The sequence below is a fragment of the Mycobacterium lepromatosis genome, from assembly GCF_000975265.2.
GTDB lineage: Bacteria > Actinomycetota > Actinomycetes > Mycobacteriales > Mycobacteriaceae > Mycobacterium > Mycobacterium lepromatosis.
This window is the reverse complement of sequence record NZ_CP083405.1, coordinates 2230987-2247392: the sequence shown is the minus strand read 5'-3', so window position 1 is coordinate 2247392 and position 16406 is coordinate 2230987. Positions and strand designations below refer to the sequence as shown.

General features: G+C 57.0%; 9 protein-coding genes and 5 pseudogenes. 11 read left to right on the top strand and 3 right to left on the bottom strand.

The window, feature by feature from the left end:
* Nucleotides 1-16 precede the first annotated feature (16 nt).
* The 4 genes and pseudogenes from MLPF_RS10745 (at nt 17) to MLPF_RS16425 (ending at nt 4318) form a co-directional block, all read left to right on the top strand.
* Nucleotides 17-160, top strand: a complete 144-nt coding sequence (locus tag MLPF_RS10745; protein ID WP_156147023.1) for a hypothetical protein — start codon at nt 17-19, stop codon at nt 158-160.
* Between the two features lie 1219 nt (nt 161-1379).
* Nucleotides 1380-1541 carry a hypothetical protein gene (locus MLPF_RS10740; RefSeq protein WP_193386758.1) on the top strand — a complete coding sequence of 54 codons (162 nt, stop codon included), beginning with the start codon at nt 1380-1382 and terminating at the stop codon, nt 1539-1541.
* A 605-nt stretch (nt 1542-2146) separates the two neighbouring features.
* Nucleotides 2147-2482 carry a hypothetical protein gene (locus tag MLPF_RS10735; protein ID WP_237817196.1) on the top strand — a complete coding sequence of 112 codons (336 nt, stop codon included), beginning with the start codon at nt 2147-2149 and terminating at the stop codon, nt 2480-2482.
* 330 nt (nt 2483-2812) lie between these two features.
* Nucleotides 2813-4318 (top strand): annotated as a pseudogene (locus tag MLPF_RS16425) (IS1634 family transposase).
* An 821-nt stretch (nt 4319-5139) separates the two neighbouring features.
* Here MLPF_RS16425 and MLPF_RS10715 read toward each other — a convergent pair.
* Nucleotides 5140-5863: pseudogene (locus MLPF_RS10715) on the bottom strand (cutinase family protein).
* 451 nt (nt 5864-6314) lie between these two features.
* Here MLPF_RS10715 and MLPF_RS10710 point away from each other — a divergent pair.
* From MLPF_RS10710 to MLPF_RS10685, 7 genes and pseudogenes are all read left to right on the top strand, one after another.
* Nucleotides 6315-6527 (top strand): hypothetical protein, encoded by a 213-nt coding sequence (locus MLPF_RS10710; protein WP_236685092.1) that lies wholly within the window; start codon nt 6315-6317, stop codon nt 6525-6527.
* A gap of 944 nt (nt 6528-7471) precedes the next feature.
* On the top strand, nt 7472-7708 hold the full coding sequence (locus MLPF_RS10705) for a hypothetical protein (protein WP_045843419.1): 237 nt from the start codon (nt 7472-7474) through the stop codon (nt 7706-7708).
* A gap of 1178 nt (nt 7709-8886) precedes the next feature.
* Nucleotides 8887-9198 (top strand): hypothetical protein, encoded by a 312-nt coding sequence (locus MLPF_RS15840; RefSeq protein ID WP_045843418.1) that lies wholly within the window; start codon nt 8887-8889, stop codon nt 9196-9198.
* Nucleotides 9199-9247: 49 nt separating this feature from the next.
* The gene (locus MLPF_RS15835) at nt 9248-9475 is read left to right on the top strand and encodes a hypothetical protein (protein ID WP_045843417.1); all 228 of its coding nucleotides are present in this window, start codon (nt 9248-9250) and stop codon (nt 9473-9475) included.
* Nucleotides 9435-9840 (top strand): annotated as a pseudogene (locus MLPF_RS10695) (thioredoxin domain-containing protein). Before MLPF_RS15835 ends, MLPF_RS10695 begins: the two are co-directional and overlap by 41 nt.
* Before the next feature lie 78 nt (nt 9841-9918).
* Nucleotides 9919-10733 (top strand): annotated as a pseudogene (locus MLPF_RS17715) (enoyl-CoA hydratase).
* Nucleotides 10734-10760: 27 nt separating this feature from the next.
* Complete coding sequence (locus tag MLPF_RS10685; RefSeq protein WP_045843415.1) at nt 10761-12398, top strand: ABC-F family ATP-binding cassette domain-containing protein; 1638 nt, start codon at nt 10761-10763, stop codon at nt 12396-12398.
* A gap of 402 nt (nt 12399-12800) precedes the next feature.
* Here MLPF_RS10685 and MLPF_RS10680 read toward each other — a convergent pair.
* Both MLPF_RS10680 and MLPF_RS10675 read right to left on the bottom strand, forming a co-directional pair.
* Nucleotides 12801-13365 (bottom strand): annotated as a pseudogene (locus MLPF_RS10680) (TetR/AcrR family transcriptional regulator).
* Between the two features lie 10 nt (nt 13366-13375).
* A complete protein-coding gene (locus MLPF_RS10675; protein ID WP_045843414.1) occupies nt 13376-16192 on the bottom strand; it encodes an aconitate hydratase in 2817 nt (938 codons plus the stop codon).
* Nucleotides 16193-16406: the final 214 nt, after the last annotated feature.

The following is a 16406-nucleotide window of genomic DNA, read 5'->3' as shown; positions in this document are numbered from 1 at the left end:
TTGAGGTAAGTGGGTGGTGTATGTGGTTGCCGCCTTGGAGTTGCGCGTTGGTGATCGGGGTCGGCTGGAGTGGTTGACGAGGGCGTCGTGTGTGCTGGTGGGGCAAGTGACGCGGGCGTGGATTGGGTTGGTGGTGTCCGGTGGGGTGGCTAAATACTGATATCCTGGTTCGGGCACGCCGGGGACGGGATGTGCTTCGGTGCTTGTAAGAGATGTTGGTGGGTACGGGTGAATCGCTCGTTTATCTGGGTGTGACGCATTGGGCGGCGCGGTTGATGGCTGATCGGCTGGGGATCGCATTCGCCTCGGTCGCGTGGATTTGGCGTAAATAGGGGCATCCAGCCGCATCGTGTGGAGACTGTCAAGTTCCCGGGCGGGAGGCCAGACTGTGTGATGTGGTCGGGCTCTACCTGGATCTATGTGCGCTACGCAGCCTTGATGATTGAACGTGAAGGTGAGAGATCTTCGCCGCCGGTCCTGTCGCAGCAAGAACGGTGAAGCGGTAGCAGCCTGGCCTGGGTGACGCCGGGGAGGGTGGGAACCGTCCTAGGTCCTGCCTGGGTGCTGTGCGGCCAACACGCTTGATCGGGTTGGGTTCATCGTCGGTCGATCGGGTCAGAGGCGGGGTCACCGTAGTACTTTGAGCCGGGGAAAGGCCCGTGCGCGTGGAGAAAGGATGGCAGCGGGTTGGAGGAAGGAAAAGATGCTGTACTGTCGACGACACGCCGGTGATTGTCGGCGCTCTTGATCAACCGGCCCGGTTGGGGCCTTGGTGACGGGTATCGTAGATACAGTCAAACTTCATCGTGGGGCTGCGGTCGATCGTGGCTGGCAAGTTCGATGACCTGTTCAATCTCGTGTGTGATCCCGCGACGTTGTTGGTGGTGTTTGACCCGGTCACAGGCGACCATGGGGGCGAATAACTGCTGGCGTGGGGACTAGACCGTCGCCCACGGCGAAGAAATCGTCGGGGTAGCGGGTTTTGACCACCTGCGGACTGGTTGAAGGACGGTTCGTTGCGACCGCTGCTGGTGCGGAAACGTAAGATTCCCGAATCCGGAGGTTGGGAAACTGTGAAAGCTCGGTACATCGGCTATCGCGGATCGAATCGTTCAGGATACGTTGAAGCTGGTGCTGGGTCCTGTCTTCGAGACCGATTTCGCGCCAGTCCCCCTGGGTTCCACCCCAAGCGGCGATCTCAGGACGCGATCGCCGAGCTTGACCAATACAGCACTCAAGGCTATCGATGGGTGCTGTATTGCCAGACATCGAGGTGCGCCGTGACTTCAGCTCACATTCCGCTCTTGCTGGAGCGGAATGTGATTGCAAGTCAAGGATAAACACGTACTGGTCCTGGTGAAGACGTTTTTCAGGCTGGTGTGCTCACCAAGTCTGGTGAGCACGAGAACACTCACACCGAAACGGCTCAGGGCGATATCTTGTCGTCGTTGCTGACCAACATCGCCTTGTCTGCGCTCGATGAACATCTGATGCGGGCCATGGAAGCCGGGCGGCTCGATGTCAACTGCTTACCTGTGTAGTCGGTGGCTCATCCAAAGGCCTGCCGAGGACAACACAATCAAACACGCTGAAGCCCTGCAAATGAAATCGACTCGGTGCTTACGTCTTTGGGTCTGCAGTTGTCGGCTGCAAAGACACAGATCATGCATCTCGGTAACGGTGTGGACTTTCGCAGCTGACACACCGGGTGAAAACGCAAGAACAGAACGACCAAGTGGCATGTCTAGACTTCTATCGCCGACCGGACACAACGGTGTGTGCAAGCCAAGATCCGTGCCCTGACGAACAGGAAATCACAGCGCAATCCGGTGGTGTGCTGGCACACGATCAAACCAGATCCTGCGCAGGTGGACCAACTACGTCCGGTCCATGGCCTGCAAACACACCCTTAGCCGCCGGTGCCACTTCGCGTGGTAACGGGTCATTCGATGGTTTCGAGCACGGTATCGCTGGAGGTGGAAAGACATTCATCGTCGGTTCACCACCTCCGAAGAACGGTGAAAACCGATTGAGGCAAAAGAGAGCACCCGGTTGAACCCGGCCGCGGTACCAGACCGGTACCACTACCGAAGCACCACGATCCTCATCCCTTGGACCAGCGTCCCACCTCCTAACAGCAATAACCGTGGAGAGCCTGGTGGGCAAAGACGCGTGCACCAGGGTCGGCAAGCAGTCTGGGAAACGGATCGAAAGTATCCGCGGCACCACGCCCAGGCTCACTCAACCCGCGGCGGTGGTTGTGCTCAACGTCAACAATGAAGCCCCAGATCCAAGCAGCTGGATCGCACCCAAGCCGGATTGGGCTACTACCTTCAAACTCGCCACCAAAACACACCCACACATCCAGTTGCGCGTCATCTGCGACAACTACGCCACCCACAAACCCCCAGCAGCCGGACCTGGCCAGACAATAACCAGCAAGCCAGACTGCACTTTACACCGACAAGCTGCTCACGGCTGAGATATAACCGAAATCTTTTTCACCACCACCGGCCACAACACGTTCACCGATGTCAACAACCTCGAAACCGCAATCCCCACCTACAGCAATAGCTACAACAAACACACCACACCGTTCACCGAAACCAAAACCACAGACACCCCCCCACACACAATCACACGCTACAACAATCACCAACACACAACACGAGCCGGCGTATCACCTGACTTTTGCCACTCTTCGGTGGTCGGTGCGTGAAAATTGTGAACTGTTGTTTTCTTCGGTGGCGGGACGTAATGTGGGCACTAAATTGAAGGTTTTTAGGGTGTGGTGGTAGCGTATGCACGCACCATGAAGATGGCCTCGGGGACTACGGCTGTGTAGATTGTCTTGGTCACCATGGCGGGGTTCGCGCTAGAGTGAGCGCTTAGGTTCTGTGCACGCAGAAGTTGAGTTAGAGGGTGTGCAAGGCCGCGGCTAACCAAGGTGTGGCGGCCGGTCAGCAAAGGCTTGGATCGTCGCGGGTCGGCCGGCTCCCTGTTACAGATCGTGGCGTCGAGGTCAGCGCACCTGTGGGAGGCGTCGTGTCAGACTACGGGGTGGCTGGGGTTTCGATGCCACCGGTGGCGGTTATCAGGGTGTTTCGTGACCTGGCAACGGTACGCGTCATTGAACCGATAAGCAAGGTCGATGCATTACGAGTGCTCACGGAGACCGGAGTTGATTCGGTGGCCTACTGGACACCGAATCAACTCCTGCCAATTTTGCTCAACCTGAATTCCGAGAGCAACTTTTGACCGCGTGAGCGGCTCATACGTAGTTAAGTCCAGCCAGACTGGTGCTCTACGACGCGACAGTCTTGTACTTCAAGACAGATGTGGAGGACAGGTTCCGCGAGCCTGGGTTCTCGAACGAACGCCGGCTGGATCCACAAATCATCCTGGGGTTGTTCACCGACGCTATCGGGTTGCCGCTCAATGTCGCGGCGTTCGAGGGCAACCGGACTGAGACCACCATGATGGTGCCGGTCATCAATGCCTTAAGACCGCTCACAATCTGACCGACGTGACCGTGATGGCCGACGCCGGCATAATCTCCGAAACCAACCAGGTCGCCTTACAGGCTGTTAGGTTGATCGACATCTTCGGTGCTCGCATTCCGCGCCTGTCTGACGTGGTGCGCTAGTGGTGCGACAAACACCCCCCAGCGAGGCGGTTCCCCTACGGGCTAGTTCTTTTACCCAGCGGTGATCATCAACGAGTTCGGAGAAAGCCCGTAGAATCCCCCGACCGGGTCATCCACTACCACTACCCCCACGGTCGGGCCCGAAAGACGCTGCTTGGCATCAATGATCAGGTCACTAACGCACAGCGTGCCATCGATGGGCATTTTCCGGTCCAACGCAACCGCTACATACAACTGACCGGTGCCACTATATGAGCGGCAATCGCGCAGTACTAAGACAAGCCCCGCACGCTGGCCGGCTAGAAGGGGTCCACCACCAACTTCGTCGGCCATCACGCAACGTTCAATTATTGATGCTTCCCACCAGTTGTAACCCATCGACAAGGCTTTCCAGATGTCCAAACACGAACTTGCAGGCGCGCCCGATTTACCACCGTATCCGCGACTCCATCGAAGCCCACCTCACCGTGGTGGTTGCCGCGATGGTCCTCAGTCACTGGATTGAGCACTACACTAATTGACTAATTGGAGCATTAAGAAACTCGCGCGCACTACCCGCCACTACCGCACCATGCAGATCAAAAACCGGACAACAACCTGACCACCGCCGACCCGCTACCCGCCAATCTCACCGACACGCTGGCCAAGATCAACAGCCACGATATGCACTAAATTGGCCCAAACCAGTAAATGTACAATGCCTACGACCCGAAATATATTGTGACGTAGAAATTGATAGCTAATTGTTAATATTTAGCTACTCGAATGCATCGATTGTGTTGTCCGGAAAAGAGATCCAGTGAATTCTTAATTCATGGATAATTCTCAACATGACAAAATTTGTGCAGATTTACTAGGTATTCCGGGCTGGCGACAGTCTTAGCATCACGTGGTGTGGATAACGCAAGCATTACAGAACAATTCTTTGGCCTGGGAGAAGTTTAGCAATCGTGACGAATATGTCAGGAGCAACGGTGGTTTTCCTTCAATTGCATCGGGCTTGGGCCGCCGTTCAGCGGCATGCACAGCAACGCAGCGGAGCGATACGCTGCCATCCTTCTTTCCTGGACTGACAGCGCGTTGCCGTACGGGGGTGACCTCGGCCCTGTTGTCCGAAAATTCAGGGTGTGAACCAGCGTGAAAATACACTGGCTTAAATATTTGCCCGGTGTCGACGTTGACAGGTTGTCCTCAAGCGGTTGTCCGCATATGAAACCGCATGGTTGGTAGTAGCGATGTTGCTTTAAGTCCAGCAGCAGTGCATATAGGTCGAGCTGACCAACTGCAGAACTTCGAACCTTGATTTGAATCAGGCTGTGTAACAACGTGCTAGTAGATGTAGCTAGCTCGACGTCAGACCCGAGCTGACACTAACCGTCGTGGTGTACATTCGCCACGTTGACCAACTCGTGCTTACCCATGCGAGACTGATCGCGGCAGCGGGTGCATGGTGTATTGTTGCCACACGCGACGTGCGGATGAGCCGCCCAAAACTAGCTGGCCACGAAGTCGGCGTCCTGGTTGACCACAACTGCCTGAACGTACGCATTCGCGAGATGTTGTGGTCAATTGTCTTGCCAGGTGTGCGGGTCAGCCGGGTACGAGACGGGATCGGTGCTGTGGCACAACTCTATATTCCTGTCCTCGTAGAGCGGGTTGAAGTCCGTGATCGGACCCATACATTGGCTCCCGTTGTCGAACAACGTGACGGCGGCAATCAATGTGCTGATCGGCACCGGCCGAGAGGTGCTGGTCAAAATCAAACGCCGCGATAGGTACCGTGAACACCACATTGGTGCCCGCCGCATCCCGTGAGTAGCCATCCCAGTACCAGTCGAGTTTCGAGACAACCACCGACCATGTACTCGATGTGTCGGCTCATCTTATTGGCGTCTACGGTCGACCTCCGTATCGGCGAGGTACTTCACGGTGTATGCGCCAATTTTTTACCTTTGGCTTTGGATTCTAGCGTGTTGATGAGTGCCCTGTTGATATAATGCATTGTCGAGTATGGCTTGTTCCTGGTTATGCCAGCCGGCCGCGGGTAAAGACGACCTCTATCTGCGGATAATTTGCTCCACAGTAGCCGATCACTTGGCCTCGACATCCTCGGAGGGGCACTACAGCGGCAGTAGAACGTAAGGACCCTGCTGCGATTGCGACTGCCGCTAGACCAACAGCAGTCGATTTATTAGGTAAGCAAAGAGCGCACGGCATGATGTTTAGCGATTCATGTACCTGCTGTTGCTAGATCTGTGCATGCCGACACCTGGCTTAGGAAGGACAAGTTGGACCAATTCAGTGACGGAGGAGGTTGGAGCCGCATGCCCGGTGGGACAGTATATTGCGACTGGTCGTAATGCCGATTGCCCTGATGACGCTGGCGATTGTCGCATCAGGAGGATATTGGCGGTTGCTGACCTGGCACCCACCAACGTGATCATAGCGGTGGCTGTCGGATCCGGTGGCCAACCGATCGACTGTGACCAAGAGGCACCTTCACAGGGCAATGTCGCTGTCGTCAACAATTATACAATACTGTCGTCAGCAATTGCCGATAACATTTATTATTGCTCGCCAAGTGCGGCAAGCGTCGGCACTTGTTGGCTGTTGATGACCGAATCACGATTGTGCGTTGATAATTCATGGGACAAGATGGGACAAGCGCTTGCATCGGGTGATCTATGGCGGTCAGCTACCGCCTGGCCAGCCGGCCGTCACACCAGACCCGTTCGCGCTTGTTCCCGACATGACACACGTTGCCTACCTCGCAACGGCGGCGTCTTGGGCTGGGAGTGATGACGGCTACGTTGGTGTCTATGGGTTCGGCGAGCTCAGCGCCAATCTAGCGGTCCTGTGGTTCACCAACCAGGGTAGCTAGGATGTGCATCGACCGCTCGGTGCAAGTGTGGACGGTCAAAGTCGGTCAGCTAGGTGCATCAAACATTCACTTTCCGCCGCCTCAGACCCACACGGTCACGATTGTCTGGTGTGAACGACCCGCGCCAAAGCCAAGAGCGGCGGATCGCTTCCATCGTAAGAGCTAGTTCGCAGGGACCTCATTTAGAATCTGCCGATGGTTCCTTGCGTGACTTCGGCCTTCACATTTTTCCTGGGGTGACAACAATCGATCCGTATCAAATCTGGGCGATCGAAACTTGACCTTGACTATCTTTCTTCATTTCGGCGTGCACCACACATGACATGTTGAACTGTTCTGGTGTTGTCGGAGATTATCGGTTCATGTCATTTCGGTCGGGGTGACTGTCTGATGGTAGCGCTGTTCGTATGCGACTGGTGGTCGGTATTGGGATTGATGAGGTGGAGTCTGATCGTGTTGTGCCAGTGCACTCAGGAGGCGGTGTCCCGTTCTAGTTCGACGCGACCGGTGAAGGTTGGACGCTAGTCGATTAACTCAGATTTGTACCGTCCTACAGCCCGAACCCCACAACCGATGCACAAAAAGTCGCGGTCACTGCTGATGGACCCGACGATACCGGCCTCGTGCAGCGCCTCGGTGAACGCTGATCGACGTATACCGACTTCCCGCTTTCCCCTTGTGTCTACGTGGTGAATCAAACCCGTTATAGGGACACGGAGCTATGTGCAATAGCGGGTGAGCAGTGCCTGATCAAGCACCGATGTGACCAAGCACCGCGATCTTGCTGGTCATCACCGGCCGGCCCAGGATGCTGGGGGAGAACACGTCCACACAAAACGCGGTATAGTAAACCCTTTGCAGCGTCCACTTCCTCGACAGCCGATCGCGAAGAACCGATGGAGTAGTTTGACGATGTTGGCCGCAGGCTGGCTGCTGGTAGCCGGTTGCGTGGAGCCGACGATGTCGACGCAAGTGACGGCGACGTGGTGTTCAGCTGCGCCCAGTTTTGGTCGTTTGCGTTCGGCAGCGGCGACTGGGCGCCTGACATAGCGGCCGAAAAGATCACGCACCCGCTCGCGCTCACGCAGACCGTCGACCATCGTGTTGAAATTACGCTGCAGTTCACCAAGTTCGGTCTCGGCGTATACCCGACCCCAGGTCGCACTCTTTCACGCGCTTAAGCGCCGTGCGCACCACCCCCGCACCGGTGTCGCTGTCTACCAGGCCAGGTTTTACATTAGACTTCGGATGAATCCGCAGATACAGTGTTGTTGTTGACATGAGCAGCACTCTGAACCCGAGCAGGGTTGTGATGAGATTGTGTATCAGTGTCTGGGAGATCATCATCAGGGCGCTGCTTACTGCAGAAACGTCTGAACCGAGCAGCCGCACCATGATGGTCCGGACCATATGCCTGCAGTTATCTGTCGTGGGGGTCTCCTGCCTCGAGTGCTTGGGTAGCCACCAGGCGTAGAGCGAATTTAGTGATGCAGAAAGCAATTGCTGGCGACTAAGACACCTGAAGCGTTCACCGAAAAGAGGAACCGCGGAATGAACATGTGGTTGGCCAGTACGTAGAGTGAGCATGTATGTTTTGCCTCTAATCTCCACAGAATCAGGTAGGCGATCACCATCCACAACGGAGCCAGGAAGATGTTGCGCTTGTCGGCGGGGCAGAGTTTGCTATATTTTGCTGTTCCAGCGCAGCGTGATCATGCTTCGCCGGGTAATCCACTTAGGTACTTAGAACGATCGCCGGGACGATGTAGGCGGGGACGGCCACAACAGTGATCTACAACGGCGCTTAGTTAAACACGTTCGCTTTGGAAACGTCCACTGTCACTGGCCGCACGACGACGGCGATTCCGGTCAGGTTCGCCTCGGCGATGAAAACGGCTAAGATGACTTGAATGCGTCTGGCGGCGATGTTGCTGGTCTTATACGAGACTTGCCTGAGCAGCTAGGAGCCGTAAGCGGAATTCTGGGTGAGTCGGTCGCTCTGGCTGAATAACATCACCATCTCTAGCACTAGGTTTAAGCGTTGTGCCAACCTCTTCTTGGCCAGCATTATGGCGTCAGCCTAACCTATCGGCCACGCTCTACGCTTGACTTTTAACCCGAGGTTGCGCTGTCGGGGAGGAGGATGAGTTTAGCTGCACGATCGTTGATTGCACATATCTGTGTGATGTAGTTGACGGATCCGCTGGTTGTTGACGGTCCATTCGGTGTAGAGCGCGTCATTGCGGTCGGTGAGCCGTCGGGTGTGACGGTCTTGCCGGCCACCTTGGTTGTCCGTTGGTGGTAGGGGGCTGTGGAGCTGGGGCGGGTTGGTGTGTAAACGGCAGTTGGGTGTGCTGCAGTGGGTGCTGAGCTGGATGAAGGTGCCGGATGCGATGATTCCAACTTCAGCCAGTTGCGCGGCAAATCTCCCGTAACGCTGTCGGTGGTTTGCCAATTGCTCGGCTTGGCAGTCGGATTCGAGCATTCGCAGGCTGTAGTACCGTGCTCCGACGGGCCGGTGGTTTCGCTACCCAAGCTGTCGCAGGTCACCGCGCTCATCGTCGGTGTCAACGACGCTTCCACTATGGCTGCTGCCTACGTGTCCGTCGCGGTGGGCGCCAAGGCCGACCTCGCGCTTCAAAACCGCCTACGGTATCACCGTCCGTTATAAATCTCATACTATCCCGATTATCGGGTTAGCGCGATGGGCCCACCGTGTCGTGACCGTCAGTCTGGCGATCGCGACCGCCTTTATCACCGTTTGGTGTTGTGGGATTTGTTTGGGCAGTCACCGGTTGCCGCTGGGTATGGCCAGTCACGAAAGGTCGACGGTGCTCAGCGGCATGGGTTTGTCCACCAACCGGTCATGGCGGGCTGCGGCGTCTGACATGTGTGCTGAGGTGGTGAATGGTCCGAGAACACAGCGTCGGGGCGCGACGTTGGACTAGACGGGACCTTATTGCTGAACAGTTAAACACGAAACCAGCAATGGCAACGACATGGTGCTTGTCGCCTTTTGGGTGTCCTGGTGTGCAGTGTGTCGAGCGTTTGTGCCGATGTTCCACGCGTAGTCGGAGAAGCACTCTGACATCGCGCACTTAAAAGTAGACACCAATGCCGAACGGCAACTGGCATCAACAGCCCAGATCCGATTCATCCCCACGTTGATAGCCTTCAAGAAGGGTAAGCTGATGTTTAGCCACGTTGGGGCCTGTCGCCGGCGGTGCCGGAGTACTTGGATTTGGTGCAACAAATTAAGGCCTTCGACGTCTCCGACTACGAGTATGGGGTTACGCCAGCCGAACAGGTCTAACCAGAACGTGTGTGAGCGGAGCTGGTGTAAATTCATCATGCTACCGTGGGCGGACGCCTGACGCGTTAATTGTCAACGGTGCCTTTCGTACTTGTTGACCACCTGTGGCCGGGTATCGCGTTAATAACCCTCAACCGGTCGGGAACGGATGAACTCCAATGCCGTTTGATATCCATGGTGCCGTTCAAGCGCGCTCGAGAATGTCACTTACGACAATTCGGTGCGAGTGATCGTGTTGACCGGGGCAGGCAGAGGTTGTTCGTCGGGTGCTGATCGCAAGTCCGCGGGAGCGGGGCCGTACGTCGACGGATTAACCCGGACGACATATGCGCTGCGCTCCATAGAGCTTCTCGACGACGTTATCTTGACGCTGCGCCAGTTTGCATCAACCGGTGATCGCCGCGGTCAATGGTCCAGCCATCGGTGGTGGGCTAAGCTTGGCATTGGCGGCTGCTGTCCGGGTGGTCTCCGCCACCTTCTACTCTGGGCCGCGAGCATTAACAACCGGCTAATTGTCAGCCAACTGGGGCTTAGTTATTTATTGCCCCGTGACATTGGATCCTCGCGTGCGGTCGACATCATGCTGGCCGGTCGCAGTACTGTCCCCGAATAGGCCGAACGGATCGTCCTGGTGTCCTGCCAAGTGCTAGACGAGCAGCTGTTAGACGCCTGGCACGTGATTGCTGCGCAGATCGCGGCGTTCTTCCGGCTAAGAATTGAGTTGACCAAACGCACAACCCTGGAGTGGACTAGACGCCGCTACCCTAAGAAGCTACATGCAGGCCAAGGGTCTGGGACATCTTTTCGTTCGGCTAACTCACCGCCAACGTTGAAGAAGCGGTTGGTCGGAGGGCGTAGAGAAGCGGCCGGCAGTGTTTACCGAAGACAAGTGACGATGATCAACACAAGGAGAGCCGAATGTGATCACGGCCACGGACCTTGAGGTCCGGGCTGGTGCGCGCATCTTGCTCTCACCCGACGGTCCGGACTTACGCGTGCAGCCCGGCGACCGCATTGGTCTGGTTGGACGCAACGGCGCAGGCAAGACCACCACCCTGCGCATTTTGGCAGGGGCAACTGAACCCTATGCCGGGTCGGTCACTCGGACCGGCGAGATTGGTTACCTGCCACAAGATCCCAAAGAGGGCAATCTTGACGTGTTAGCCCGAGAACGGGTGCTGTCCGCCCGCGGGTTGGACGTGCTGCTAACCGATCTAGAAAAGCAGCAGGCTTTGATGGCCGAGATAGCCGACGACGATGTGCGTGACCGTGCAATCCGTCGCTACAGCCAGCTCGAGGAGCGATTCGTTGCGTTGGGAGGCTATAGCGCCGAAAGTGAAGCTGGCCGGATATGCGCGAGTCTAGGTCTGCCTGAACGGGTACTGGTCCAGCAGTTGCGCACCTTGTCGGGAGGTCAGCGCCGTCGGGTAGAGCTGGCGCGCATTCTGTTCGCAGCATCCGAACGAGGAGCCGGTGCTTCCGGTTCGGGAACCACGCTCCTGCTCGATGAGCCAACCAACCACCTCGATGCCGACTCGCTTGGGTGGCTGCGAGAATTCTTGCGTTCGCACACCGGTGGACTGGTAGTGATCAGCCACAACGTCGAGTTGATCGCTGATGTCGTCAACCGTGTGTGGTTCCTGGACGCCGTGCTCGGCAAGGTTGATGTCTACAACATGGACTGGCACCAGTACCTCGACTCCCGGGCCACCGACGAGCAGCGCCGCCGCCGAGAACGCGTCAACGCTGAACGCAAGGCCACTGCTTTGCGGAAGCAAGCCGCCAAGATGGGTGTTAAGGCAACCAAAGCGGTTGCGGCTCAAAATATGTTGCGTCGAGCCAATCGAATGGTGGCAGCACTCGACGAGGAACGGGTCGTCGAAAAGGTGGCTCAGATCAAGTTTCCTACACCAGCGGCGTGCGGGCGCACGCCGCTGGTTGCCAGGGGATTAAGCAAGACGTACGGTTCCCTTGAAGTGTTCACTGGTGTCGATCTGGCTATTGACCGCGGTTCGCGAGTGGTCGTGCTGGGCCTCAACGGCGCCGGCAAGACCACGCTGTTGCGAGTGCTGGCCGGCGTCGAGAAGCCCGACGTCGGCAGGCTGGAACCTGGACACGGTTTGCGGATCGGCTATTTCGCGCAGGAACATGACACGCTCGATAACGAAGACACCGTCTGGCAGAACATCCGGCACGCTGCACCCGAGTCCGGCGAACAGGATTTGCGCGGCCTGCTCGGCGCTTTCATGTTCAGCGGCCCACAGCTCGACCAACTGGCTGGCACCCTTTCCGGTGGTGAGAAGACCCGACTCGCACTCGCAGGCCTGGTGGCGTCCACGGCTAACGTGCTACTACTCGACGAACCGACCAACAATCTCGATCCCGCGTCGCGCAAGCAGGTGCTCGATGCGTTGTGTAGTTATCAGGGTGCAGTGGTATTGGTAACGCACGACCCCGGAGCGGCAAAGGCGCTGGATCCGCAACGCGTCGTGCTGCTGCCTGACGGCACTGAAGACTATTGGTCCGACGAGTATCAAGATCTCATTGAATTGTCCTGATCGATTGAAGGCCGACCGTGCAGGCCTTTTCAGCCAAAGTGGCCCCGCAGCGGCCGACGGGTTCTATACGCTATGAACTTAGGGCGTGGAGGCGTGATTAGGAACCCGAAGAAGGCGTGCGATGAATTGTGGCATGCCTATGGGGGTGGGGGCCAGTATCCTCAGCCCGGTGGCCACCACCGGCAAGTCATACAGATCCCCATTCACCGCATGATGCGCGAGTCGGGCACCACAATGCGTAGTTGTGGCCGGTCTCAACCACCGCGCTCGGCCACGTTAGTTCTGCTGGTGGGCTAGCCACGAGTGTAGCGTCACTGCGAGATCCTGTCCCCGTGATTGCAGTGCCGTTCCCCCCGCAAGTGGTCGGTGCTCTCCAGCTTGTGGTTTCACCACCGGCAGAATTTACCTGCGGCGCACCGAGTTCTCTACTAAGTTCAGGATCGCGCCGAGCCGCTGCGGATTTTCTCCGGACGCCAATCGGGCTAGCAATCCATCCACAACCAGGTTTGGGTAGCATTGCAGTACGTAGCTCGGAACATCGTCACGCACCCGGTCGGCCTCTGTTTGTTGATGCAGTCTATCCGTTGTCGCCGCGGTCAACTCCGCGGAGTATTTTGCCCATTCGCGACTGAATGCTCTGTCGGTTCGCAACTTTCGGGTGATTTCCAACCTGGTGACCAGCTAGTCGAACTGGTCGGGTGTGGCGAGCATGTCGCGCATCATCTGAATCAGACCTGAGCGTGCCGCGACATCGGCCATCCGCTCGGCATCTTCGTGGACCAAGGCGAAAAACAGTTGTGTACTTGTTCCGGAAATGATGGAAGGTCGCGCCGCGTGATGTTCCGATTGCTTGTTCCAGTCGACCTACGGTGGCCTTGTCATAGCCATATTCGGCAAAGTAACGGCGGGCGCCGTCGAGGATTCGACGGCGACGATACGCCAGATGGTCTTCACTGACTTTGGGCACGGGTAATGGATTAGCTCGACTTCAGTATGCTGCGCAACACGTACTGCAGAATTCCGCCGTTGCGATAGTAGTCGGCCTCACCGGGGGTGTCTATGCGCACCACCGCGTCGAACGTCACTGTGGTTCCGGTGGCCTTGCTGGCTTTGACATGCACCGTCTTTGGTGTCTTGCCATTATTGAACACATCGATACCGCTGATCTCGAACACTTCGGTACCGTCCAGCCCGAGCGACGAAGCCGACTCGCCCTGCGGGAATTGCAGCGGGATAACGCCCATACCAATCAGGTTGGAGCGGTGGATGCGTTCGAACGACTCGGCGATTACCGCACGCACTCCTAACAGCAATGTGCCCTTGGCTGCCCAGTCGCGCGATGATCCGGACCCATATTCTTTGCCGCTTAGCACCACCAGTGGAATGTTTTTTGCCGCGTAGTTTTGTGCCGCGTCGTAGATGAACGCCTGCGGAGCGCCGGGCTTGGTGAAGTCGCGGGTGTACCCGCCGGCAACGTCGTCCAGCAGCCTATTGCGCAGTCTGATGTTGGCGAATGTGCCACGGATCATGACTTCGTGGTTACCGCGACGCGACCCGAAGGAGTTGTAGTCCTTGCGGTCGACGCCGTTCGCGTCGAGGTATTGTGCTGCTGGGGTACCCGGCTTGATGGCGCTAGCGGGGGAGATGTGGTCGGTGGTCACCGAGTCGTCCAGCAGCGCCAGCACTCGCGCTCCCGTGATGTTACGCACTGGCTTGGGTTCCACAGACATTCCCTCGAAGTAGGGAGGCTTGCGCACATATGTCGAATTCTGTTCCCACTCAAAGGTATTGCCGCTTGGTGTTGGCAGGTTACGCCAGCGTTCATCGCCCTTGAAAACGTCGGCGTAGTTATTGATGAACATCTCCTGATTGATCGCCGAGGCGATGGTGTCGGTGACGTCTTTTTGCGAGGGCCAGATGTCTTTCAAGTAGACAGCCTTGCCGTTTTTATTTGTGTCCAACGGCTGGCTTTCGAAGTCGAAGTCCATTGTCCCGGCTAGCGCGTAGGCGATCACTAGCGGTGGCGAGGCCAAATAGTTCATCTTCACATCGGGGTTGATGCGACCCTCGAAGTTTCGGTTTCCCGACAGCACAGCGGCCACCGAAAGGTCGTTGTCGTTGATCGCTTTCGAAATCTCCTCGGAAAGTGGGCCAGAGTTACCAATACACGTGGTGCAGCCGTAGCCGACCAGATAGAAGCCGAGTTTTTCTAAATACGGCCACAGACCGGACCGTTCGTAGTAGTCGTTGACCACCTGCGAGCCCGGCGCCATCGTGGTCTTCACCCATGGCTTGGAGGCCAGTCCCTGTTCAACGGCGTTGCGGGCAAGCAACGCCGCGCACAACATAACCTCAGGATTAGAGGTGTTGGTGCACGATGTGATTGCGGCGATCACCACCGTGCCGTGGTCGAGCACGAACTCACCGCGTTCTTGTGCCTTGATGCGCACCGGGTTGCTTATTCGGCCATTTGCATGAGCGGCCGCGGATTGTATTACCATCTCATCGTCGTTGGTGAACGACAGCTTCCTCAGGTCGCTGTCTGGGCATGTCTCTTCGACTACCTCGTCCAACTTCGAATGTTGGTTGTGGAACGAACCACCACCACCAACATACTTGGGAATTTGCGCGCGGAACGTGGACTTGGCTTGCGCCAAACAGATTCGGTCCTGCGGACGTTTCGGTCCGGCGATCGACGGCACCACGTCGGAGAGGTTTAGTTCGAGGTATTCGGAGAATGCCGGCTCATGCTTAGGGTCGTGCCACATGCTCTGCTCTTTGGCGTAACCCTCGACCAGGGCAACTTGCTCAGGCGTGCGCCCGGTGAGCCTCAGGTAGTTAATCGTCTCTTGATCGATCGGAAAAATTGCTGCAGTGGAACCGAATTCAGGGCTCATATTGCCCAGAGTGGCGCGATTAGCCAGCGGTACCTCGGCCACGCCCTCGCCGTAGAACTCGACGAACTTGCCGACGACACCGTGCTTGCGCAACATCTCGGTGACAGTCAGCACGACGTCGGTGGCTGTAACACCCGGCTGAATTTCACCGGTCAGCTTGAAGCCGACCACCCACGGGATCAGCATCGATACCGGCTGACCCAACATGGCGGCCTCAGCTTCTATGCCACCCACGCCCCAGCCTAGGACACCGAGACCGTTGACCATCGTGGTATGCGAGTCGGTGCCTACACAGGTATCGGGGTATGCCACTATTGTTCCCTGGGCATTCGCTTGAGTCATCACGACACTCGCCAGATATTCGATGTTGACCTGGTGCACGATGCCGGTGCCCGGTGGTACCACTGTGAAGTTGTTGAACGCGCCTTGTCCCCACCGCAGGAACTGATAGCGCTCGCTGTTGCGCTGGTACTCGATTTCGACATTGCGCTCGAACGCGTCGGCGCGGCCAAACAGATCGGCGATCACCGAGTGGTCGATCACCAGGTCAGCTCGCGCCAGTGGGTTGACTTTGTCCGGGTTGCCGCCGAGATCCCCGATGGCCTCCCGCATCGTGGCTAAGTCGACGATGCACGGCACGCCGGTGAAGTCCTGCATGACGACACGGGCCGGTGTGTACTGGATTTCGATGCTGGGTTCCGCCTGCCTGTCCCAGTTCGCGATCGCTTCGATGTGGTCTTTGGTGATATTCTTGCCGTCTTCATTGCGTAGTAGGTTCTCGGCGAGCACTTTGAGGCTGTACGGAAGTTTTTTGGTATTGGAGACGGCGTCCAACCGGTAGATCTGGTAACTATTGTCACCGATTTTCAGTGTGTCGCGGGCTGAAAACGAGTTCATCGAATCTTGGCTACTCACATCAACTCCCTGGGATTACATTCGCCCGTTGACGGGCCGTGTTGACGGCGCGCTGCCACGTTAACAGTACGCTTGTCCTGCATTGCGTTGGCATGTACCTGTGTCAGTTTTGTCGCGCGAGGCGTGTGTTGACCCCCATCTCCTCAATTTATGCTTCAGCAATATTGCTGCCACTTTTCATTGTTGCGACAACAAA